Annotated in this window: 14 protein-coding genes; 12 read left to right on the top strand and 2 right to left on the bottom strand. The window is 44.6% G+C overall.

What is annotated here, in order from left to right:
* Positions 1-88: 88 nt before the first annotated feature.
* The 8 genes from BUA17_RS07785 to BUA17_RS07750 all read left to right on the top strand — a co-directional run bounded on the left by BUA17_RS07785 (position 89) and on the right by BUA17_RS07750 (position 9,689).
* Positions 89-1,396, top strand: a complete 1,308-nt coding sequence (locus BUA17_RS07785; RefSeq protein WP_072733141.1) for an ABC transporter substrate-binding protein — start codon at positions 89-91, stop codon at positions 1,394-1,396.
* 114 nt (positions 1,397-1,510) lie between these two features.
* The gene (locus BUA17_RS07780; RefSeq protein WP_082935045.1) at positions 1,511-2,395 is read left to right on the top strand and encodes a carbohydrate ABC transporter permease; all 885 of its coding nucleotides are present in this window, start codon (positions 1,511-1,513) and stop codon (positions 2,393-2,395) included.
* Between the two features lie 15 nt (positions 2,396-2,410).
* Positions 2,411-3,238: a carbohydrate ABC transporter permease gene (locus BUA17_RS07775; RefSeq protein WP_083584613.1), complete on the top strand. Its 828-nt coding sequence runs from the start codon at positions 2,411-2,413 to the stop codon at positions 3,236-3,238.
* Positions 3,239-3,261: 23 nt separating this feature from the next.
* Positions 3,262-5,520, top strand: coding sequence for an FAD-dependent oxidoreductase (locus BUA17_RS07770; protein WP_072733140.1), 2,259 nt, complete (start codon positions 3,262-3,264; stop codon positions 5,518-5,520).
* A 146-nt stretch (positions 5,521-5,666) separates the two neighbouring features.
* Positions 5,667-6,233: a helix-turn-helix domain-containing protein gene (locus tag BUA17_RS07765; protein WP_063563645.1), complete on the top strand. Its 567-nt coding sequence runs from the start codon at positions 5,667-5,669 to the stop codon at positions 6,231-6,233.
* A 221-nt stretch (positions 6,234-6,454) separates the two neighbouring features.
* Entirely contained in the window at positions 6,455-7,690 is a 1,236-nt protein-coding gene (locus BUA17_RS07760; RefSeq protein WP_063563646.1) for a CynX/NimT family MFS transporter, read from the top strand.
* Positions 7,691-7,692: 2 nt separating this feature from the next.
* Positions 7,693-8,124 carry a universal stress protein gene (locus tag BUA17_RS07755; protein WP_072733139.1) on the top strand — a complete coding sequence of 144 codons (432 nt, stop codon included), beginning with the start codon at positions 7,693-7,695 and terminating at the stop codon, positions 8,122-8,124.
* A gap of 335 nt (positions 8,125-8,459) precedes the next feature.
* Positions 8,460-9,689 carry a multidrug effflux MFS transporter gene (locus BUA17_RS07750; protein ID WP_063563647.1) on the top strand — a complete coding sequence of 410 codons (1,230 nt, stop codon included), beginning with the start codon at positions 8,460-8,462 and terminating at the stop codon, positions 9,687-9,689.
* Between the two features lie 117 nt (positions 9,690-9,806).
* On the opposite strand, the gene BUA17_RS07745 is transcribed toward BUA17_RS07750, so the two are convergent.
* Positions 9,807-10,703 (bottom strand): AraC family transcriptional regulator, encoded by an 897-nt coding sequence (locus tag BUA17_RS07745; RefSeq protein ID WP_063563648.1) that lies wholly within the window; start codon positions 10,701-10,703, stop codon positions 9,807-9,809.
* Positions 10,704-10,830: 127 nt separating this feature from the next.
* Between BUA17_RS07745 and BUA17_RS07740 the strand changes: the two genes are divergently transcribed.
* Both BUA17_RS07740 and BUA17_RS07735 read left to right on the top strand, forming a co-directional pair.
* Positions 10,831-14,226, top strand: coding sequence for a DUF5107 domain-containing protein (locus tag BUA17_RS07740; RefSeq protein ID WP_072733138.1), 3,396 nt, complete (start codon positions 10,831-10,833; stop codon positions 14,224-14,226).
* Between the two features lie 97 nt (positions 14,227-14,323).
* Positions 14,324-15,610, top strand: coding sequence for a cellulase-like family protein (locus BUA17_RS07735; protein WP_063563650.1), 1,287 nt, complete (start codon positions 14,324-14,326; stop codon positions 15,608-15,610).
* A gap of 25 nt (positions 15,611-15,635) precedes the next feature.
* On the opposite strand, the gene BUA17_RS07730 is transcribed toward BUA17_RS07735, so the two are convergent.
* Positions 15,636-16,100, bottom strand: coding sequence for a CBO0543 family protein (locus BUA17_RS07730; protein ID WP_063563651.1), 465 nt, complete (start codon positions 16,098-16,100; stop codon positions 15,636-15,638).
* A 217-nt stretch (positions 16,101-16,317) separates the two neighbouring features.
* Between BUA17_RS07730 and BUA17_RS07725 the strand changes: the two genes are divergently transcribed.
* Both BUA17_RS07725 and BUA17_RS07720 read left to right on the top strand, forming a co-directional pair.
* Positions 16,318-16,671, top strand: a complete 354-nt coding sequence (locus BUA17_RS07725) for a VOC family protein (RefSeq protein ID WP_063563652.1) — start codon at positions 16,318-16,320, stop codon at positions 16,669-16,671.
* Between the two features lie 281 nt (positions 16,672-16,952).
* Entirely contained in the window at positions 16,953-18,479 is a 1,527-nt protein-coding gene (locus BUA17_RS07720) for a response regulator transcription factor (RefSeq protein ID WP_072733137.1), read from the top strand.
* Positions 18,480-18,493 lie beyond the last annotated feature (14 nt).

Below are 18,493 nucleotides of genomic sequence, written 5' to 3'. Positions count from 1 at the left end.
CAAACACCGTTCATACCCCCAATGTCAGGCTGGTGATAAAGTTAAAGACGTAGCATGCAGCTTATCAACTCGATAAGGGGGACTGTAAATGAAATATAGAAATTGGTTAAAGGCAGCTTTGATTACGACTTTGACAGCTTCGATGCTCAGCGCGTGCGGAGGGGCTAACAACGAGGGAGCGAGTGCAGGATCGGCAAATCAAAATGCCGGTGAGACCATCAACCTCACGCTTTGGGGAGCTGTTCCTGCCGAGGCTGGACCTCAAGAAGTGATTGACAGCTGGAACAAAGAAAATCCCGACATTCAGGTCGAGTACTTCCGTTATGTAAATGATGACCCCGGTAACCTAAAGCTGGATACGGCGCTCATGACGGGTCAGGACGCAGACTTGTTCGTCAACTACACGCTTAACCGTTTACAGAAACGTGTTGATGCAGGAGTCGCTTTGGATCTGAGCAGCCGAACAGATTACAACATCGACGAGCAAATGGGGGTAGACGCCGCTCAATGGAAAATCGGGGATAAGTATTATGGCATTCCGACAAAGAAAAACATGTTATTCATCTGGCTTAACAAAAGCATGCTGGATGAAGCCGGTCTTCCGATTCCTCCCGTTGATTGGACATGGGATGACTTGAGAGAATATGCGAAAGCGCTAACAAAATCAAATGTGTACGGTCTTATGCAGCATGATGCTGCCTTTACCGCCGCAATTGACGGTACCATAGCGGGTCTTGGGGTAACCACGCCGGAAGGAACATCTAACTTTAATAATGATCTTTGGAAAAAGCAGCTTCAAATCGTGCATGACATGATGTTTGTGGACAAATCGACGCCCGAATATGGAGAACAAGTAACAAGCAAGATGCCGGTAGACACAATGTTCCTCAAAGGGGAAGCAGCTATGTTAGCCGCAGGAGAATTTATTTTCCGCAACGCCAATAACCTGAAGGATTTTCCACATGACTTCAAAATCGCATTCGCTACAATTCCGAAAGTATCTGCCGATCAGAAGGATTATAAGTATGCTGGTGGTTTAGGTGATATGCTCTCCGTTAACGCAAAATCCAAACATCAGGATGCGGCATGGAAGTTCGCAAAGTGGTATGCGGACGGCGGAATGTTGCCGATGGCAAGTGGAGGGCGCCTTCCATCCTCGAAGAGCGTTGATAACAAGCAGGCGATGGACCTGCTGCTCAAAGGTGTTGAAGACAAATACGATACAGAGTCGATGAATAGCGTTGTGTTCGGTGAGTTCCCATCATTCCAGCTGAATGTACCGCAGCAAGCGCTGGATGCCCGCAAGGAAGAATATGAGAAATACTTCCTGAATGAGCAGGATATCGATACAACGCTTAAGAATATGGCCAAACGCCATCAGGAATATATCAAATAATCAAATAATCGAATATTGACAATATCCTTAAGAGAGAAGAAGGATTCTTCGCTTCCGTCTTCTCTCTTTGCTGTATTTAAAAAGTTTCATACGAGAAGAAAGGCGGCGTTTTCTGTGAAAAGGAACAGCTGGATTCGGAAACAAGGCTGGGTAGGCTACGTTTTTATTTTGCCTAATATGCTCGGTATCCTGGCATTTTTTATTCTGCCTGCCTTGTACTCCTTCTTTATGATGTTCACGGACTATCAATTCGCCAATCCCAATTGGACGTTCACCGGATTAGATAATATCCAACGCCTTTTTGGTGATGATCAGTTCTATGCTTCAATCAAATATACGATCATATTCCTGATGTCCGTTCCGGTCTCATTAGCAATTGCATTTCTCGTTGCTCTTGTGCTTAACCGGAGCGTGTATTTGAAAGGATTGCTTAGAGGCATGTTCTTCCTGCCATATATCTCAAGCGGTGTTGCTGTTGCTTTTGTATGGATGCTGCTGTTCCAGCCGTCCCAGGGGCCAATTAATGAAGTACTTCGCTTTATCGGCATTGTATCGCCTCCGGGTTGGTTCGCCGATTCAAGTTCGGCGATGTATGCCATTGACGTCGTGCAAATCTGGTTTATGTTAGGTTACAACATGATTATCTATTTGGCAGCCCTGCAGGAGATTTCGACTGAGCAACTTGAAGCGGCACGTATTGACGGTGCAGGGAAAGCAACTATTACATGGAGGATTGTATGGCCGCTTGTTAGTCCAACGACATTTATGCTATTGATTACGGGGCTGATTATGACGGTCAAATCCTTCTCTCTCATCCAAGCGATTACGGGCGGCGGCCCAAGCGGAAGCACTACGATTCTGTCGCTGTTCGTCTACAAAACGGCATTTAGCTATTATGAGATGGGCTATGCGTCAACCATTTCCTGGTTCCTGTTTGCGGTTATTCTTGTCATTACCATTATCCAATGGGTCGGCCAAAAACGCTGGGTCCATTACTAGAGAGGAGCTGGCTCTATGTTTAGAATAACGAAGACACGCTCGGTTAAGCTTTCTGTCACGATCCTTATGCTGATTGCAGGGTTGTTTATGATTGTCCCTTTTTTATGGATGCTCAGTACTTCCTTCCAGACCCCTAGTGAGGTATTCCGCCAATGGCTTCCTTCGAAGCTGGACTGGACCAGCCATAAGCGAATCTGGACGGGAAACTATAACTTTCTCCCTTATTATTTGAACTCAATTAAGATTGCCGTGATTGGTACAGCAGGTGCCGTTTTTTTGTCGGCCTTTGCTGCTTATGGCTTCGCCCGTACGGAATTTAAAGGACGTAATACCCTCTTCATCGTGTATCTATCCATGATGATGATTCCTCCTCAAGTCGTTTTTGTTCCGAAGTTTATCCTGTTTAACTGGCTTCATATTTATAACACGCATTGGGCATTAATTCTGCCAGCCATGTTCTCGATATTTGGCGTATTTATGCTCCGTCAATTCTTTCTCAGTATACCGAACGAGATTACAGAATCTGCATTACTCGATGGTGCGGGTCATTTTCGAATTTTCTTCAAGCTTGTGTTACCGTTAGCCAAACCAGCGCTTGCAACGTTTGCGATTATCGATTTTTCCTGGCAGTGGAATGATTATGAGAATGCTCTGGTTTTCCTGCAGAGTCCAAAGCTTTATACGATTCCGCTTGGTCTACAAAATTTCGTTTTGGAAAACAACGTTGATTATAACGGAATGATGGCAGCTTCTTCCGCAGCGATTATCCCTATGATTTTAATCTTTCTGCTTGGTCAGAAATATATTATTCAAGGTGTATCCAGTTCAGCTGTAAAAGGCTAATTCAAAGGAGGCTTATATAATTAATGAGACGCGAGAAACTATTATTCGATGTTACGGTCATTGGCGGAGGACTTTCCGGGATTTGTGCCGCTATTGCAGCGGCAAGATTAGGTCAAAAGGTTGCCCTCGTGCATAATCGTCCTGTACTTGGCGGCAATTCCAGCTCCGAGGTACGTGTATGGGTATGCGGTGCAACGGGGCATGGCGTGAACCGTTACGCCCGGGAGACCGGCATTATGGGTGAATTATTCATTCAAAATCAACAACGGAATCCGGAAGGCAACCCCTATTTGTGGGACGTTACTTTGCTGGAGGCGGTAAGAGCCGAACCTAATCTGACTCTATTTATGAATACGGATGTTAGAGAAGTAGAAGCAGACGGTGAGAAGGATGCAAGGATAATTCGTAACGTGAAAGGCTGGATGATGGGCTCCGAGCGTGAGATTACGTTTGAAAGTAAGATCTTTCTTGACTGTACAGGTGACGGACTCGTCGGATTTCTCGCTGGAGCAGCATACCGGATTGGCCGTGAAGCCCGTCATGAGTTCGGGGAAGAATGGGCACCGGAAGTTGCTGATGATATTACGCTTGGCAGCACACTGTTGTTCTATACGAAAGATACCGGAAAACCGGTACGGTTTGTAGCTCCATCGTTTGCTAAAGACATTACGACAACCCCAATTCCGCTAAAGCGTGTGATCCGCAGTGGAGATTCTGGCTGTCATTACTGGTGGATTGAATGGGGCGGCGAGCTGGATACAGTACATGAGAATGAGCAGATTCGGGATGAGTTATGGTCTGTTATTTATGGCATCTGGGATTATATTAAGAACTCCGGCAAGTTTCAGGCCGAGGAGATGACGCTGGAATGGGTAGGATCGATTCCAGGCAAACGCGAATACCGCCGCTTCCTTGGTGATACGATTCTGACGCAAAACGATGTTATCTCTCAACGCCCATTCGAAGACCGGGTCGCCTTTGGTGGTTGGTCCATCGACCTGCATCCCCCACAAGGGATGTATGCAAGCGAGAGCGGCTCCAAACATCTGCATGCGGATGGCATTTATCATATTCCGTTTGGATGTCTGTACTCCCGCAATGTCAGCAATCTGCTGTTTGCGGGACGTAATATCAGTGCATCGCATGTTGCATTCGGAACAACCCGCGTCATGGCAACTTGTGCGGTAATGGGAGAAGCGGCAGGTGTAGGCGCTGCCTTATCGGTAATCAAAGGCATCACGCCTCGTGAGCTGCGTGAGGAGCATTTAACCGAATTGCAGCAAACGATGTTACGGACCGATGCCTCAATTATAGGACTGAGAAATATGGATTCTGCTGACATTGCGAGAAAGGGGATCATCACGGCTTCAAGCACGATGACCCGAATTTTGATCAACGAACCTTCCGAAGAGTACCTGCTGCTCGCTGACGTTGGATGGCTGTTCCCGACCGATGGGGGAATTGAAGGATTTAGGCTGTTGGTCTCTGCCCGTGAGGCTACAAGTCTCACTATAGAACTATGGGATACCGGTCGCCATGAGAATTATGTACCGGCAAACTTCAAGCAAGCTTTGCATATCCAGGTCGATGCAGGTGAAAATCAATGGTTGGATGTGCTTGCAGACAGTGCAATGTTTGGAGGCGATCCTTGTAATGTATTTATCATTGTTCGTGCGAATGAAGCAGTCAGTCTCTATACATCAGCTGTCCCGATCAGCGGTGTCCTCGCGTTTGAGCGGGGAGTTAAGCCAATAGTCAGCTCTGATCTGGAGGATCATCAGCCGAATCAGCCCATTATCGAATGGTCGATGAAGCGACTTGTCCGAAAGCCATTCTGTTTTGCAGTTGAGACTGGCGCTTATTCACCTGATAAAGTCATCAACGGCTATGTCCGCCCGTTTGGCGGTCCACAGCTGTGGGTATCGGAACCCATCGCTAATGGCCGTGAAGAATGGATTGAAGTCAACCTTCCAGAACCAGTGGATATTCAGGAAATCCACCTTACCTTTAATGACGATGTTAATGAGGATTTGATCAATTTGCATCATCACGAGACACCGTTTCTGATCATTCCCGAGTTGGTTAAGAGCTACGAGGTGCAGGCATATATTAATGGGGAATGGGAACGTTTTGCTGTTGATAGCCATAACCTTACTCGCAAAAAGATTCATCGCCTTGAGAATCCGATCCAATCAAAACGGATTAGGGTCATCATCAAGGAAACGCACGGTGGCGATCGGGCAGAAGTGTTTGAAATTCGACTATATGATTCTTATAGATGACGGCACCCGTGTTCCGCAGCTAGCATCCACAAATAAATGATTGGCCGAAATCTCGCCTTCTTCTTCTGAACTCTAATCGTATGGAAAAGAATCTAGATAAACGATATACTAGCTTATAACTGCTTTTTTGTTGAGGTGAATATCTAATGGAAGAAGTCGACGAATCCAAACAACTTGTATTACAAATTGGCGCTGCCTTGAAAAGGTACAGAAAAGAAAACAACATGAGCTTAGATGACTTAGCGGAATTGACAGGCGTAAGCAAACTTACTCTGGGAAATATCGAACGTGGCGAGACAAATCCAACTTTGGCGATCATATGGAAAATCTCAAAAGGCATATCTTTACCACTCTTGGCTTTGTTCAAATCAGAAGACCCTGTAAGTTTGTATCGAGCAGGCGAAGGACTGCGGTTTTCTAATGAACAAAAAAATTGGGTTATTGAACCCGTCTTTAAAAACGCTAGCAGCGATATTGAAATGTGTCGGGCTTACTTACAGCCCAATAGCTCCTACCATCCTGAAGGACATCATGTGAATACAACTGAAATTGCGACCGTAATGACGGGATCCATTGAAATTCAAGTCAATGGAGAGATTCACATCTTGAATCAATACGATACGATTAGTTTTCGTGCTGATTCTCCTCACTCTTATACTAATCATACGAATAGTGAAACCGTGCTGCATATAGCCTTGAAGTATGGTTTCTAAAAGTCGCAAATTCCACTTATGAATACAACTCCGAATTCCATCACCGGAATTCAGAGTTGTATTTTTGTTTTTTTAGACAATTTAATTATATTATAAAATACTTATTGTAAATAATGATATACTATAATATACTTTTGTTGTCCGCGCGGATAATTATTGCACCATTTTTACAATCAACAGGGAACAAATAATACCTGTGATTTCAGAAGGAGAATTGAAGAATGCTGAACAATCAAAATACAAAAGCCCTACCTTCCTCTATAGGGTTTATCATTCTCGGCATTATTTTTATTGCTGCTAATTTACGTACTCCCTTAACATCAGTCGGTCCTTTAGTGAGTCTAATAAGGGATGACGTTCATATTTCAAATACATTAGCGGGCTTGATAACGACTTTACCCTTGCTAGCCTTTGCTTTATTATCGCCTCTAGTACCGAAATTAGGCCGAAAGTATGGGGTTGAACGTATCATTTTGCTTGCCCTAATCTTTTTGACAATTGGCATTGTAATACGTTCTTTATCTGGTGCAGCTAATCTGTATATTGGAACAGTAATTCTAGGATTTGCAATTGCCATATGTAATGTATTATTGCCAAGTATAATCAAAAGGGATTTCCCCAATAAAATTGGCTCTATGACAGGTCTTTACTCCGTTTCAATGTGTTTATGTGGAGCCATTGCATCAGGAATCAGTGTACCGCTAGCTGTGAACGCAGGTCTAAAATGGCAGGGAGCATTAGGAATATGGGGGGTTCTAAGTTTTGTAGCCATTCTCTGTTGGTTACCCCAATTAAGAAATCAATCGAAGCAAACAGTCACGACCAGTCAGCAGAGGGCCAGCAACGATTTGAATGTTTGGCGGTCCCCTCTTGCATGGCAGGTAACCTTATTTATGGGTATACAGTCCATGGTTTTCTATGTGTTGATCGCATGGTTACCTGAAATTTTAAAGCAGCAAGGAATTGATTCAACCCAATCAGGTTGGTACCTCTCGATAATGCAGTTAGCACTGCTTCCATTTACATTTATTGTTCCTGTTATTGCTGGGCGCATGTCTAGCCAACGTTTGTTAGTGGTTATCACAACCATTTTGCTTTTGACGGGAACACTCGGGCTTCTTTACGGAAGCTCCAATATTATATTATTGTGGATCATAATACTGGGAATTGGTGTAGGTTTCGCCTTTAGTTTATCCATGATGTTTTTTGGGTTACGCACTGAAAATGCGCATCAAGCAGCGGAATTGTCTGGCATGGCGCAATCGATCGGATATCTTCTTGCCGCAATTGGTCCTGCACTTATTGGATATCTGCATGATGCGACAAATAGTTGGGATATGCCACTTTTCATTCTGCTGGGCGCTTCGGTCTTACTTTTGTTAGCCGGAATGGGAGCAGCAAGAAACCGTTTTGTAGGTAGCGGAAGTCGTTACGAGCTGCCACGGAAAGGACGATAACTATGTTTGACAAAATTATTGTGGCAATTGATCAAGCTGGAATAACGAACAAACTTCTCAATGCAACCGTTGAAATAGCCCGAGACAAACAAAGCCAAGTTACCTTGGTTAATGTTAGCCAGGAATATGTATCGAGTGGTATGACCTATTTACCAGAGAATTTCTTGGAAGAAATATTGAACGAAATGAAGAAAGCGAGTCTGGAACAGTTGCAACGCGCCAAATCCAAATTAAAATCTGCGGGGATTAACTCAGAAACAGTTCATCTTAAGGGAGATCCTGCACATGAAATATTAAAATATGCTAAGGATACTGAGCAGCAACTTATTATTATTGGTAGCCGGGGGCTAAGTGGCATAAAAGAAATGATGCTTGGAAGTGTCAGCCACAAGGTTTCACAGTTATCGAAATGCCCAGTGCTCATTGTGCACTAAATCCTTAGGAAACTGCAAGGCTGATGCATTGATATACTAATGCGGAACACGAGTTACATTAATAGTCTAAAAACCCCTTACTAGAGCAAAACTATAATTTGCTCTAGTAGGGGGTTTTATGATTGCTTTTAAACGAACTATTGACTTACAGTTAACTCTATGTCCTATACTCCGAATAGGAAAGAAAAATAAGTGGCTTTTCTGGAGTAGGGCAGTTACAATTTGTTAGGATCAATAAGACGTGGGGTGTGAACGGGGGATAGGTAACGCTAAATGGATTGTAATGACGATTCAAATAAACTAAATTACGTAATGAATTGGAGATTTAATCAACAATGATAAAGAGTAATAATTGGAATGTATTTGGCCTGGCATTGTTGCTGGGTTTGTTTTCAACATTAGGCCCATTTACTATTGATATGTATTTACCGGCTTTTCCTGAGATTGCAAAGAATTTCAATACAAGTGCATCACTTGTTCAGTTTAGTCTTACTGCTTGTTTATTAGGTCTAGGTGTGGGGCAGCTCGTTATGGGTCCTTTGAGTGATGCTCACGGTAGACGTAAACCGTTGTTAATCTCCATGGCAGCCTATATTATTTGCTCCTTGGCGTGCGCTTTTGCTCCTAATATCGGACTATTGATTTTGTTTCGGTTCACTCAAGGGTTTGCGGCTTCAGCAGGAATTGTTATTTCTCGCGCGATAGCTAGAGACCTGTACAGTGGACATGAACTCACTAAATTCTTCTCTTTGCTGTTGCTTGTAGGGAATTTAGGGCCTTTGGCAGCACCGATCGCTGGAAGTGGCATTCTTTCATTCACGACATGGATTGGAGTGTTTATCTCACTCTCATTTTTGGGCGTTTTCTTATTAATAATGACAAAGTGGGGCTTGAAGGAGTCTAACCCACCTGAACGACGTATGGCTCCCAACTTCAAACAACAGTTGGGCAATTACAGAACGCTACTACGTGACCGCAAGTTTGTCGGCTATATGCTTGCACAGGGAATCATGACGGCTGGGGTATTTGCATATGTAGCAGGAACACCATTTATTTACCAAAATATTTATGGAGTCACACCAACTGTATTTGCTATATTGTTTGCTTCGAACGGGATCAGCTTGATCATCGGTTCCCAAATTGTGGGTCGGTTAGCACAACGTATACCTGAGCAGACTCTTCTATTATCTGGACTGTGGCTTGCTCTAGCGGCAAGCGTTGCAGCTTTGGTGGTAACCATAGTTCATGGCCCGCTGTTCGCATTGGTCATTCCATTGTTCTTCTTTGTTTGCTCCATAGGTATTACGTCTACTGCAGCATTTCCGCTTGCTATGGAGAGCCAAGCCAAGATGGCTGGAAGTGCAGCAGCGCTACTCGGAGTTGTTCCTTTCCTTTTAGGCGCGCTGGTTGCTCCTCTGGTTGGTATCGCAGGTGAAGACACTGCCGTCCCACTTGGACTCACTTTATTAATGACCAGTCTCGTTGCGATTCTTACGTATTTCCTACTCGTTAAAAAAATATCGCATCACACACCTCAGCATGCTCAGTCTGATGCTAACTTTTAATTGAGAATATGAGGGATTGATCCTATTAGATATAAAAAACCGTTGATCTTTAATTTAAAGACTCAACGGTTTTTTATTATGGTAATGAAGGAAAGACGGCAAAGAACTTTTGAAAGGCTAGCCTTTCGGGATCTTCCGGTAGCTGGAAGGGGAGAATCCCGATATCTTCTTGAAGAGCCTGGAGAAATAATAGGGATCACTAATGCCCACTGCATAGCTGACTTCCTTAATACTCAATTCGGTAAGATCCAGAAGATGACCTGCCCGCTGAATTTTGAGCTGTAGAAAATATTCGATCGGAGCGACGCCCGTTTCAGATTTAAACAGAAAGATCAGATGCTGTTTCGACACCCCGACATGATTAGCCAACTCCGTAAGAGAAATAGAGCCACTCATATGTACATTCATGTATTGAATGGCCTGTTCCAGATAAGTTTCACGTTTCTTCTCTTGTGCCGATTTGACGGCATTTAAGCCAATCCCGGAGAGCAACTGTCTAGTAGTTTGGGCCACATGTACATGGGTAGTCAGGGCATATGTCCGCTCGGCCAGCATTTCATAGGTAGGTAGGAACCATTCCATTAAACGGGCCTTGCCGCTTGGGGATAAAGCGAGTGTGGCGTTAGATAAACCAAACATCTTCACCAATCGATTCGAATGGCTGCCTTTGAAATGAAACCAGTAGATACTCCATGGATTCTCCTGCATTGCCCCGTAACGATGTGCAGTTTCGGGTGGGATTATCATCATATCTCCTTGCTGCATGATTAATCGCTCTCCTTGATTCAACTCAACCCATCCTTCTCCCGCTTCGCAAAAGATGAAAATATGCGAGGGGCTGCCCTCCAGACGCTCCCTGAAATGATAGTGAGCGTTGGGGAAATAGCCGATGTCCGTAATAAATAAGGTAGAGGTTAGTTCTTCTTGTTCCAGTTCTTTCATCCAGTATTCAGGAAGTACATATAGCTTCTCCTCTGCAAATCCTTCACGCTTGCGTATGTGGTCAGGACTCATTCCAGTTACCCCCGTAATTCATAATCCGAATAAGAATATAATCCATCACTTCCCGCATTTCGTCAATTGGAACCTTCCTTGCCAGAATATACAGTATAACTATCAAGACAAGGGAGGCAGTTCTAACATGAAGCATGAGGCTGTGGATCACAAGCTGGAGGCGGATCCAACCGGATCCAGTCAGGTACAAGTGTGGGAGACAAGCGTGTTGATACCTACATATGAGGCGGGTGAAGCTGACCCAAATCCGATGTTTCTGGAGAAAAGAGTCTATCAGGGAAGCACCGGTCGTGTGTATCCGCATCCAGTGATCGAGAGTATCTCGGATGTGAAGCATGATAAAAATTACAAATTGGTTATTCTGGAGAATCAATATATCCGTATGGAGATCATGCCGGAAATCGGCGGTAGAATCTATCGTGCGCTTGATAAAACGAACAATTATGATTTTGTTTATTATAACCGCGTCATTAAGCCTGCACTGGTGGGCCTTGCTGGTCCTTGGATCTCCGGAGGAATTGAATTTAACTGGCCGCAGCATCACCGTCCTAATACATTTGGTCCGGTTGAATACAAATACGAAGTAACTGGCGATGGCAGTGCTACAGTATGGGTTAGTGAGATTGACCGGATGTACGGTACAAAAGTCACTGCAGCCTTCAAACTCTATCCGGATAAAGCCTATTTGGAGATCCAGGCTCAATTATACAACCGGACACCTGAGCCACAGACCTTTCTGTGGTGGGCAAATCCGGCCGTAGCAGTTAATGAATATACACAATCCGTGTTTCCACCAGACGTAACGGCTGTATTCGATCATGGCAAAAGGGATGTCTCCCGTTTTCCTATTGCTACCGGAACTTATTACAAACAGGATTACTCGGAAGGCGTTGATATTTCCCGGTATAAGAACATCCCGGTTCCGACTTCGTACATGGCTTATAAATCCGATTATAATTTCGTCGGCGCATATGATCACGGCGTAGAGGCCGGATTGCTGCATGTGGCGAATCATCATATTTCTCCCGGCAAGAAACAATGGACTTGGGGGAATGGGGAGTTCGGTCAGGCGTGGGACCGTCAATTGACGGATGAAGATGGCCCATACATTGAACTTATGACTGGAGTGTACACAGACAATCAGCCCGACTTCACTTGGCTACAGCCCTACGAGGAGAAGACCTTTACCCAGTATTTCATGCCTTACAAAAACATCGGTGTCGTAAAAAATGCCTCCATCGAAGCAGCCATCAATCTGGAAGTTGATGCTGAAGCCGGAGAGGCAGTGATCAAGGTATATGCAACATCTAAACTCGAACATGCCGTTGTGGAGTTGAGTGGGGCGGCAACCCGGTATTTGCAGGAAACGGTTGAATTGTCCCCTGTAGATGTATATCAGAAGGTTATTCCGCTGGAGAGCGGGGAGCAGGAGCATGATCTGAAGCTTTTGGTTCGAAATAGGGAAGGCAGAGTGCTGATTTCCTATCAACCGAAACGTCCAGATATTGAACAGATTCCTGAAGCTGCTAAACCACTGGCAGCACCAGAAGAACTGCGTTCGACCGAAGAACTGTATCTGGCAGGCAAGCATCTGGAGCAATATCGGCATACTACGTTTGAGCCTGAAGCGTACTATCTGGAAGGATTGAAGCGGGATAACGGAGATATCCGGTTAAATGTAGCTTATGGAACGTTACTACTTCGTCGTGGATTATACATAGACAGCGAGCAGTATTTCCGTAAATCTATTGAGCGGTTGACCTGGCGTAATCCGAACCCATATGAGAGCGAGGCCTACTACCAGCTGGGAAGAGCACTTCGTGGCCAAGGCCGTTTGGATGAAGCGTTTACTGCTTTCCACAAATCGGTCTGGTCGGCAGCGTGGCAGGATGCTGGGTACTTCTCTCTTGCTCAGATTTCCAGCCTGAAAGGCCAGTACACCGAGGCACTGGAGCAGATCGAACGTTCACTCATCCGCAATTCACGAAACTACAAAGCACGTAATCTGAAAGCCGCACTGCTGCGCAAGCTTGGTCTGATTGATAATGCAAAGGCCTATGCGCTTGAAACCCTTGAATTGGATGTTGCGGATTTTGGAGCTTATAATGAGTTGGCTTTGGCTCATACAGCTATGGGAGACAAGGATGCTGCACAAGGTATTCTGACTGAATTACAGCAATTGATGAGAGATGACGCCCACAACTATCTGAATGTCATCGCAGATTATATGGACAGCGGTTTCTATGAAGAAGCCATTGCAGTAGGGAAAAGAATAGTGGACCCGGAAAATTCAGTCTATCCGATGCTGCATTATGCACTGGCTGAATTATATAAACGTATCGGACAACATGAACATGCTCAAGAAGCACGTCGTAAGGGACAATTGGCCAATCCAACCTATTGTTTCCCGAACACGTTGTTTGAACTTGAGCTGCTGGTAAGTGCAGTTCATGCTAACCCGAAGGACGACAAGGCTCATTACTACCTCGGAAACTTTTATTATGACAAAAAACGACCTATCGAGGCGATTGCGAGCTGGGAGAAATCCCGCGAACTGCGGGATGATTTTCCGACGGTACACCGCAACTTGGGGCTGGCCTATTACAACAAACAGAACAATCCGCAAGCGGCCCTAGCTTCGCTTGAACAGGCCTTTGCTTATGCACCGGATGATGGTCGTATTTTCTTTGAACTGGATCAGCTGCGTAAGAAGCTTGCGTGGTCAACAGACAAACGCCTCCAGTTCCTTGAAGAGCGGCGAGATCTGGTCGAGAAGCGAGATGATCTGTATGTGGAATACGTATCCCTGCTAAACAATCTTGAACGTTATCAAGAGGCAATCGCTGCCTTGTCTCTGCGCAATTTCCATCCGTGGGAAGGTGGAGAAGGGAAAGTGACTGGGCAATATAAGTTGGCTCATACCGAGCTTGGTAAACAAGCGCTGCAAAACGGTCATTATGAAGCAGCAGTTCAGCATTTACAACAAGCATTAGTCTATCCGTTGAATCTGGGAGAAGGTAAGTTGGAAGGAACTCAGGAGAATAATATTTATTATTATCTAGGCATGGCTTACGAAGGTCTGCAGCGGGAAACAGAAGCTATCGCTAGTTATACCATAGCTTCACAGGGTCTAGCCGAGCCGACAAGTGCGTTGTTCTACAACGATCAGCCGCCAGAAATGATTTTTTACCAAGGGTTGGCCTGGTTAAAGCTCCGTAACGGGAAGGAAGCTAAGCGCCGTTTTAATAAACTGATTGATTATGCTGAAAAGCATATTTTTGACGATATCAAAATGGATTATTTTGCGGTATCCTTGCCGGATTTCCTAGTATTTGAGGATGATCTGAACCGGCGAAATGTAATCCATTGCCGGTACATGAGGGGATTGGGACTTCTGGGGCTTGGCCGTGACAAAGAGGCCGGAACCGAACTTGAGTTGGCTCTGGAAATGGAGCCTAATCATCAAGGGGCAATGGTTCATAGACGGTATTCCCAACGACTGGGCGAAGGATTTCAACCTTAATGCTCCATCATCAAAGAGATGTAGAGATATTGTCCATTGGCTGTATTATAGAGAATAAACCTGTATTGCTACAAACAAAAAGGAAGGTGTAATGATAATGGATGTAGGGCGTAGGGAGTTGCCGCGCAAACTGACCATCACGATGTGGGATTTTTCCTGGTACACCATGACCTTACCGGGAGAACCCTATAGCGACCTTGAGGCGAGATTTAAGGAAGCAGTGGAGAGGGGCTACAATACGATCCGAATCTGTGCGATGCCCTTTTTATTGTTCACGGCGGAAGGCAAGCGGCCGGGTCCGTTACACTTCGGTAGCCTTGGAGAGATCGGGCAGCGGACACGCTGGTATAACTGCCGGGGCGGCGCCGAGCTGGATGGACATGCGCATTTACTGGAGTTGTTCAGACAGGCCAAGGCCCATGGCTGTTATATCATCCTGTCTTCTTGGGAATATCAGCAGAGCCCCAGCTTCCTGGCATTTCCCGGGTTGCGCGATGAACTGGCTGCCATAGCTCCGGAGGAGCGGTTTATGGCTATTGCGAGATCCATGGATCAGCTTATCCGGTATATAAAAGCGGAAGGATACGACAAGCAGATCGTCTACGCGGAGCTGCATAATGAGGTGGAGTTCGGGCAACTGACCGAGATTGGAACCGCTCGAGGCATTGCCCCGTCCAATGTACCAGCACTGGTGGAAGCCATGCAGCCTTATATTGAAGAGGCCGTAGGTTATCTTAGAAGTGTCCACCCGGATATTTTGATGACAGCAAGCTATACACTAAATGAAGCCTATCCCAAATCCTATGTAGCGGGAAATTTACAGGTTGCACATTTCCATCTCTATATCAAAGGGGTATTGAATGAATTAACCGAAGCGGCTGGAATTGATGATGAGCAGGCGCCTTTTCCCGGCTCATTTGTCCAATCGCTCCTGCGGGAGGATGCGCCTCCATTTGAAGAGTATACGCTACCGCGCGACCAAGAATGGAGAATGGAAGGTAATCCGGTAGGGTTAAGGCTGCTCTATCTGCATGACTGGGTGGAGCCGGATAAATGGGATCTTTTTTTATACGACAATTATAGTAAACATAAGCTGGCTATGCTGCAAAAGGCAGATATGCGCTTCGAGGAAGCTCACGAATGGGCGGCTCATTCTGGCTTGCCGGTCGTTATTGGGGAAGGATATGTTGGTTATACGCCGCTGTTAGCGGGATTCGAAGAGGGGCCTGTTGGGAAATTCATTGCAGAGTACGCGCTGCGTAAAGGAATGGCTCTTGGCTTCTGGGGAATGACTCTATGCTCTAACTGTGCGCCGCATCATCCTTTCTGGGACGATATCCCCTGGCAACAGAAATGGAATCGATATATTCTTTCATCGCAATAATTGTTATGTTGGAAAGAACCAAACTTTATGTTCTCCTCTTATCAGAAACGTTGTACATCAGAGTGAATACTTTACTATATCCGTACACCACGACTAAAGGAAGAAAATAAGAAAAGAAAGTCCAATAGATATTCCAGCCATTAAAATAAAGAACTCTACCCATTTCTTTAGCCAACCATTCGATCAGCGTTAATGTAAAAGAGGTTATTAAGATTGCTAGCCACGACTTCGTATTTTTTTCAAGAATCATGTATATCATGAGGCATCCAGCAATAGGGTATATACCTAAGTCGAAAGGGAGCCCCGCATATGATTGGTTACGGGTATTGGGAAGGATATTCCAGAAAAAATTGAAGCCCGCACTGTTTAAACAAGAAGAGGTGGCTACTCCCAGCGGATAATAAGCTAAGAGGATGTTGACGTTTCTACGTAGAATCCATCCACCGATTAAGATGGGGATAACCATACCAAAAATGACATTCCCCAGCATCGAATCACTCCCATAGGTTTTCACCTGAATAATTTCTTATTATTAACCAAATTTATAATTTCATAAGGGATGCATCCCACTTTTGTATTATCAGGCTAGCCAGAATCCCTTGGTTGGTCTTTTTGTCGATTGAATAACGTGGTACTAGATGATAATGTAAAATAAGGGCGAGGATTCCTCGTTGGGGGAATATACTAATTGAATCGAGGTTCTGAAAATGAGGGTGAAACGAATTGTCACCAATATTAATACACAAAACGTTCCAGCAGCAAAAAGCTTTTACCAGGATGTGCTTGAACTTGATTTATTGATGAATCATGGTTGGATTGAAACATACGGATTACTTGGAGAGGAGAACGTTCAAATAAGTATCGCCACACAAGGTGGCTCCAATACACCTACACCTGACCTTTCGATTGAAGTTGATGATGTCGATGTAGTGTACGAACGCATGAAAAGCGCGGGTTATACAATAGAATATGAACTTACGGATGAGCCTTGGGGAGTTCGTCGATTCTATGTCCGTGATCCATTTGGTAAGTTGATCAATATCCTTGCTCATAGACATTAAATCAGTTGTCAGGGAGTGTATACAAGCAGAGTTACTGTTCAAATTAAAGTACTTTCTTTAAAAATTATTGTATATTGGTTTGAAGTATTGGCATTCTTTGCTCGGATGTTATGATTATATAAAAGTCGCAAATTCAAGGTGAACAATGACAGAATTGAACCAGAATAACCGTCGAATGTGGTACATAAAGCTATAGGTAAACATTTTCCAAAGTACAATGATCCATGTTTTGTCCAAGGTAAACGCAGATTATTCATCACTATTAACGGGGGGAAACAAGAATGATGAATGTTTTGTTAGTGGATGATGAGCCATGGGTACTGGAAGGTCTGCGGACAATGGTAGATTGGAACAAATACGGTTTTCAAATTTGTGGAGAGGCTGAGAACGGGAACGCTGCTTGGTCCATTATTGAGAACCTTCGGCCAGACCTGGTGTTTACAGATATTCATATGCCTTCAGTGAGCGGACTTGAACTGATTGACCGCTCGATACAAAAACTAGCCAAACCGCCGCGATTTGTCATATTAAGCGGATACGATAGCTTTGATTATGCGAAAACAGCGCTGGAACAGCGTGTGGAGGATTATTTACTCAAACCCATTGATGAGGTTGAGATTGAAAACGTATTAGAACAGATGAGTCGTAAAATTCAGAACGAGCTTGTCGCAGAGAAATTGCATCAACACGAGCGTACTTTATATGTAAATTGCTTGTTCAACCGTCTGTTTCAGGGGGAGGATAGCAGCGAACTGCAAGCCGAAGTGGAAAGTATATTGCAAATGGAGGGTCATGAGAATATGGCCTGTCTTTTAATTGAAACGGATATTTGCAATGAAGACATAAAGTCACAGGTACAGCGTTTTGCTAGCGCTCATCACTACGAATTTTTTATGGATGCTGAAGGAAGAATGGGTGTGTTTGCTGCTGTAATTGAAGATTCTCTGAGTTGGCTTGAGAGGCTAGGGAGAACTTTGTTTGAGATTTACTCCGGTCATGGATCAATTATTGTGGCATTTGGATATCACTCAGGTGGAGTAGTCGCTATGCGGTCAGCATTTGAAAAAGCGTTATCTGCTTTGAAATGGAAGCGTTATCAAAAAGAAAGCGGCATTATTCGAGATCAAGATTTGCCACGGCATAGTAACATGGCGGTTGTAAATCAAAAAGCGTTGAGTAACCTGTTTAAAACCATTTTAACGGGTGAAGAGAATGGGTTGGAGAGAGAGGTACACGAGTTGCTTGCGAGTCCAGATTCAGGGCTGTCTGTGTCGGATATAGAATATGTTCGGGTACAATTGCTTGCTCTTGAAATGGGAGTTCTCAAGCAAATGAAGGAGCTGGATGGGAATGTAGACAGGTTTGTGTTGCAGTTACAACATATGTTGGGCGATTTATCTGACATTGATTCCTTTCCTGCATTTAGGGAATATGCACTTATATTAAGTCTCAACGCTTTGAGAGCTCTACAGGAGCAGCGGAAAGAAAAAGAATGCAGCACGATTTTTCGTGTAGTGCAATATGTTAACCATGAGTTTCGGGAGAAGCTGCAGCTCCAGGAGATTGCACAGAAATTTCATATGAATGCCAACTATCTGGGGCAAGCCTTCAGACAGCAGACTGGCAAGTCTTTTCGGGAATATCTGAATGATAAACGGATCGAGGAGGCGAAGAGACTGTTACGTCAGAGCTGTTGTAGCATAGCCGAAGTTGCGGTCCATTCAGGATATCCTAATGCCGACTATTTTGTAAGTCAGTTCAAGCGAATGACTGGGATGGCTCCCTCCGCGTATCGAAAACAACCATAGATTGGGACTCGACA

Origin of the sequence: Paenibacillus sp. ov031 (assembly GCF_900143165.1) — a bacterium.
GTDB lineage: Bacteria > Bacillota > Bacilli > Paenibacillales > Paenibacillaceae > Paenibacillus > Paenibacillus marchantiae.
The sequence above is the reverse complement of the archived record's forward strand: the minus strand, read 5'-3'. Positions and strand labels throughout refer to the sequence as shown.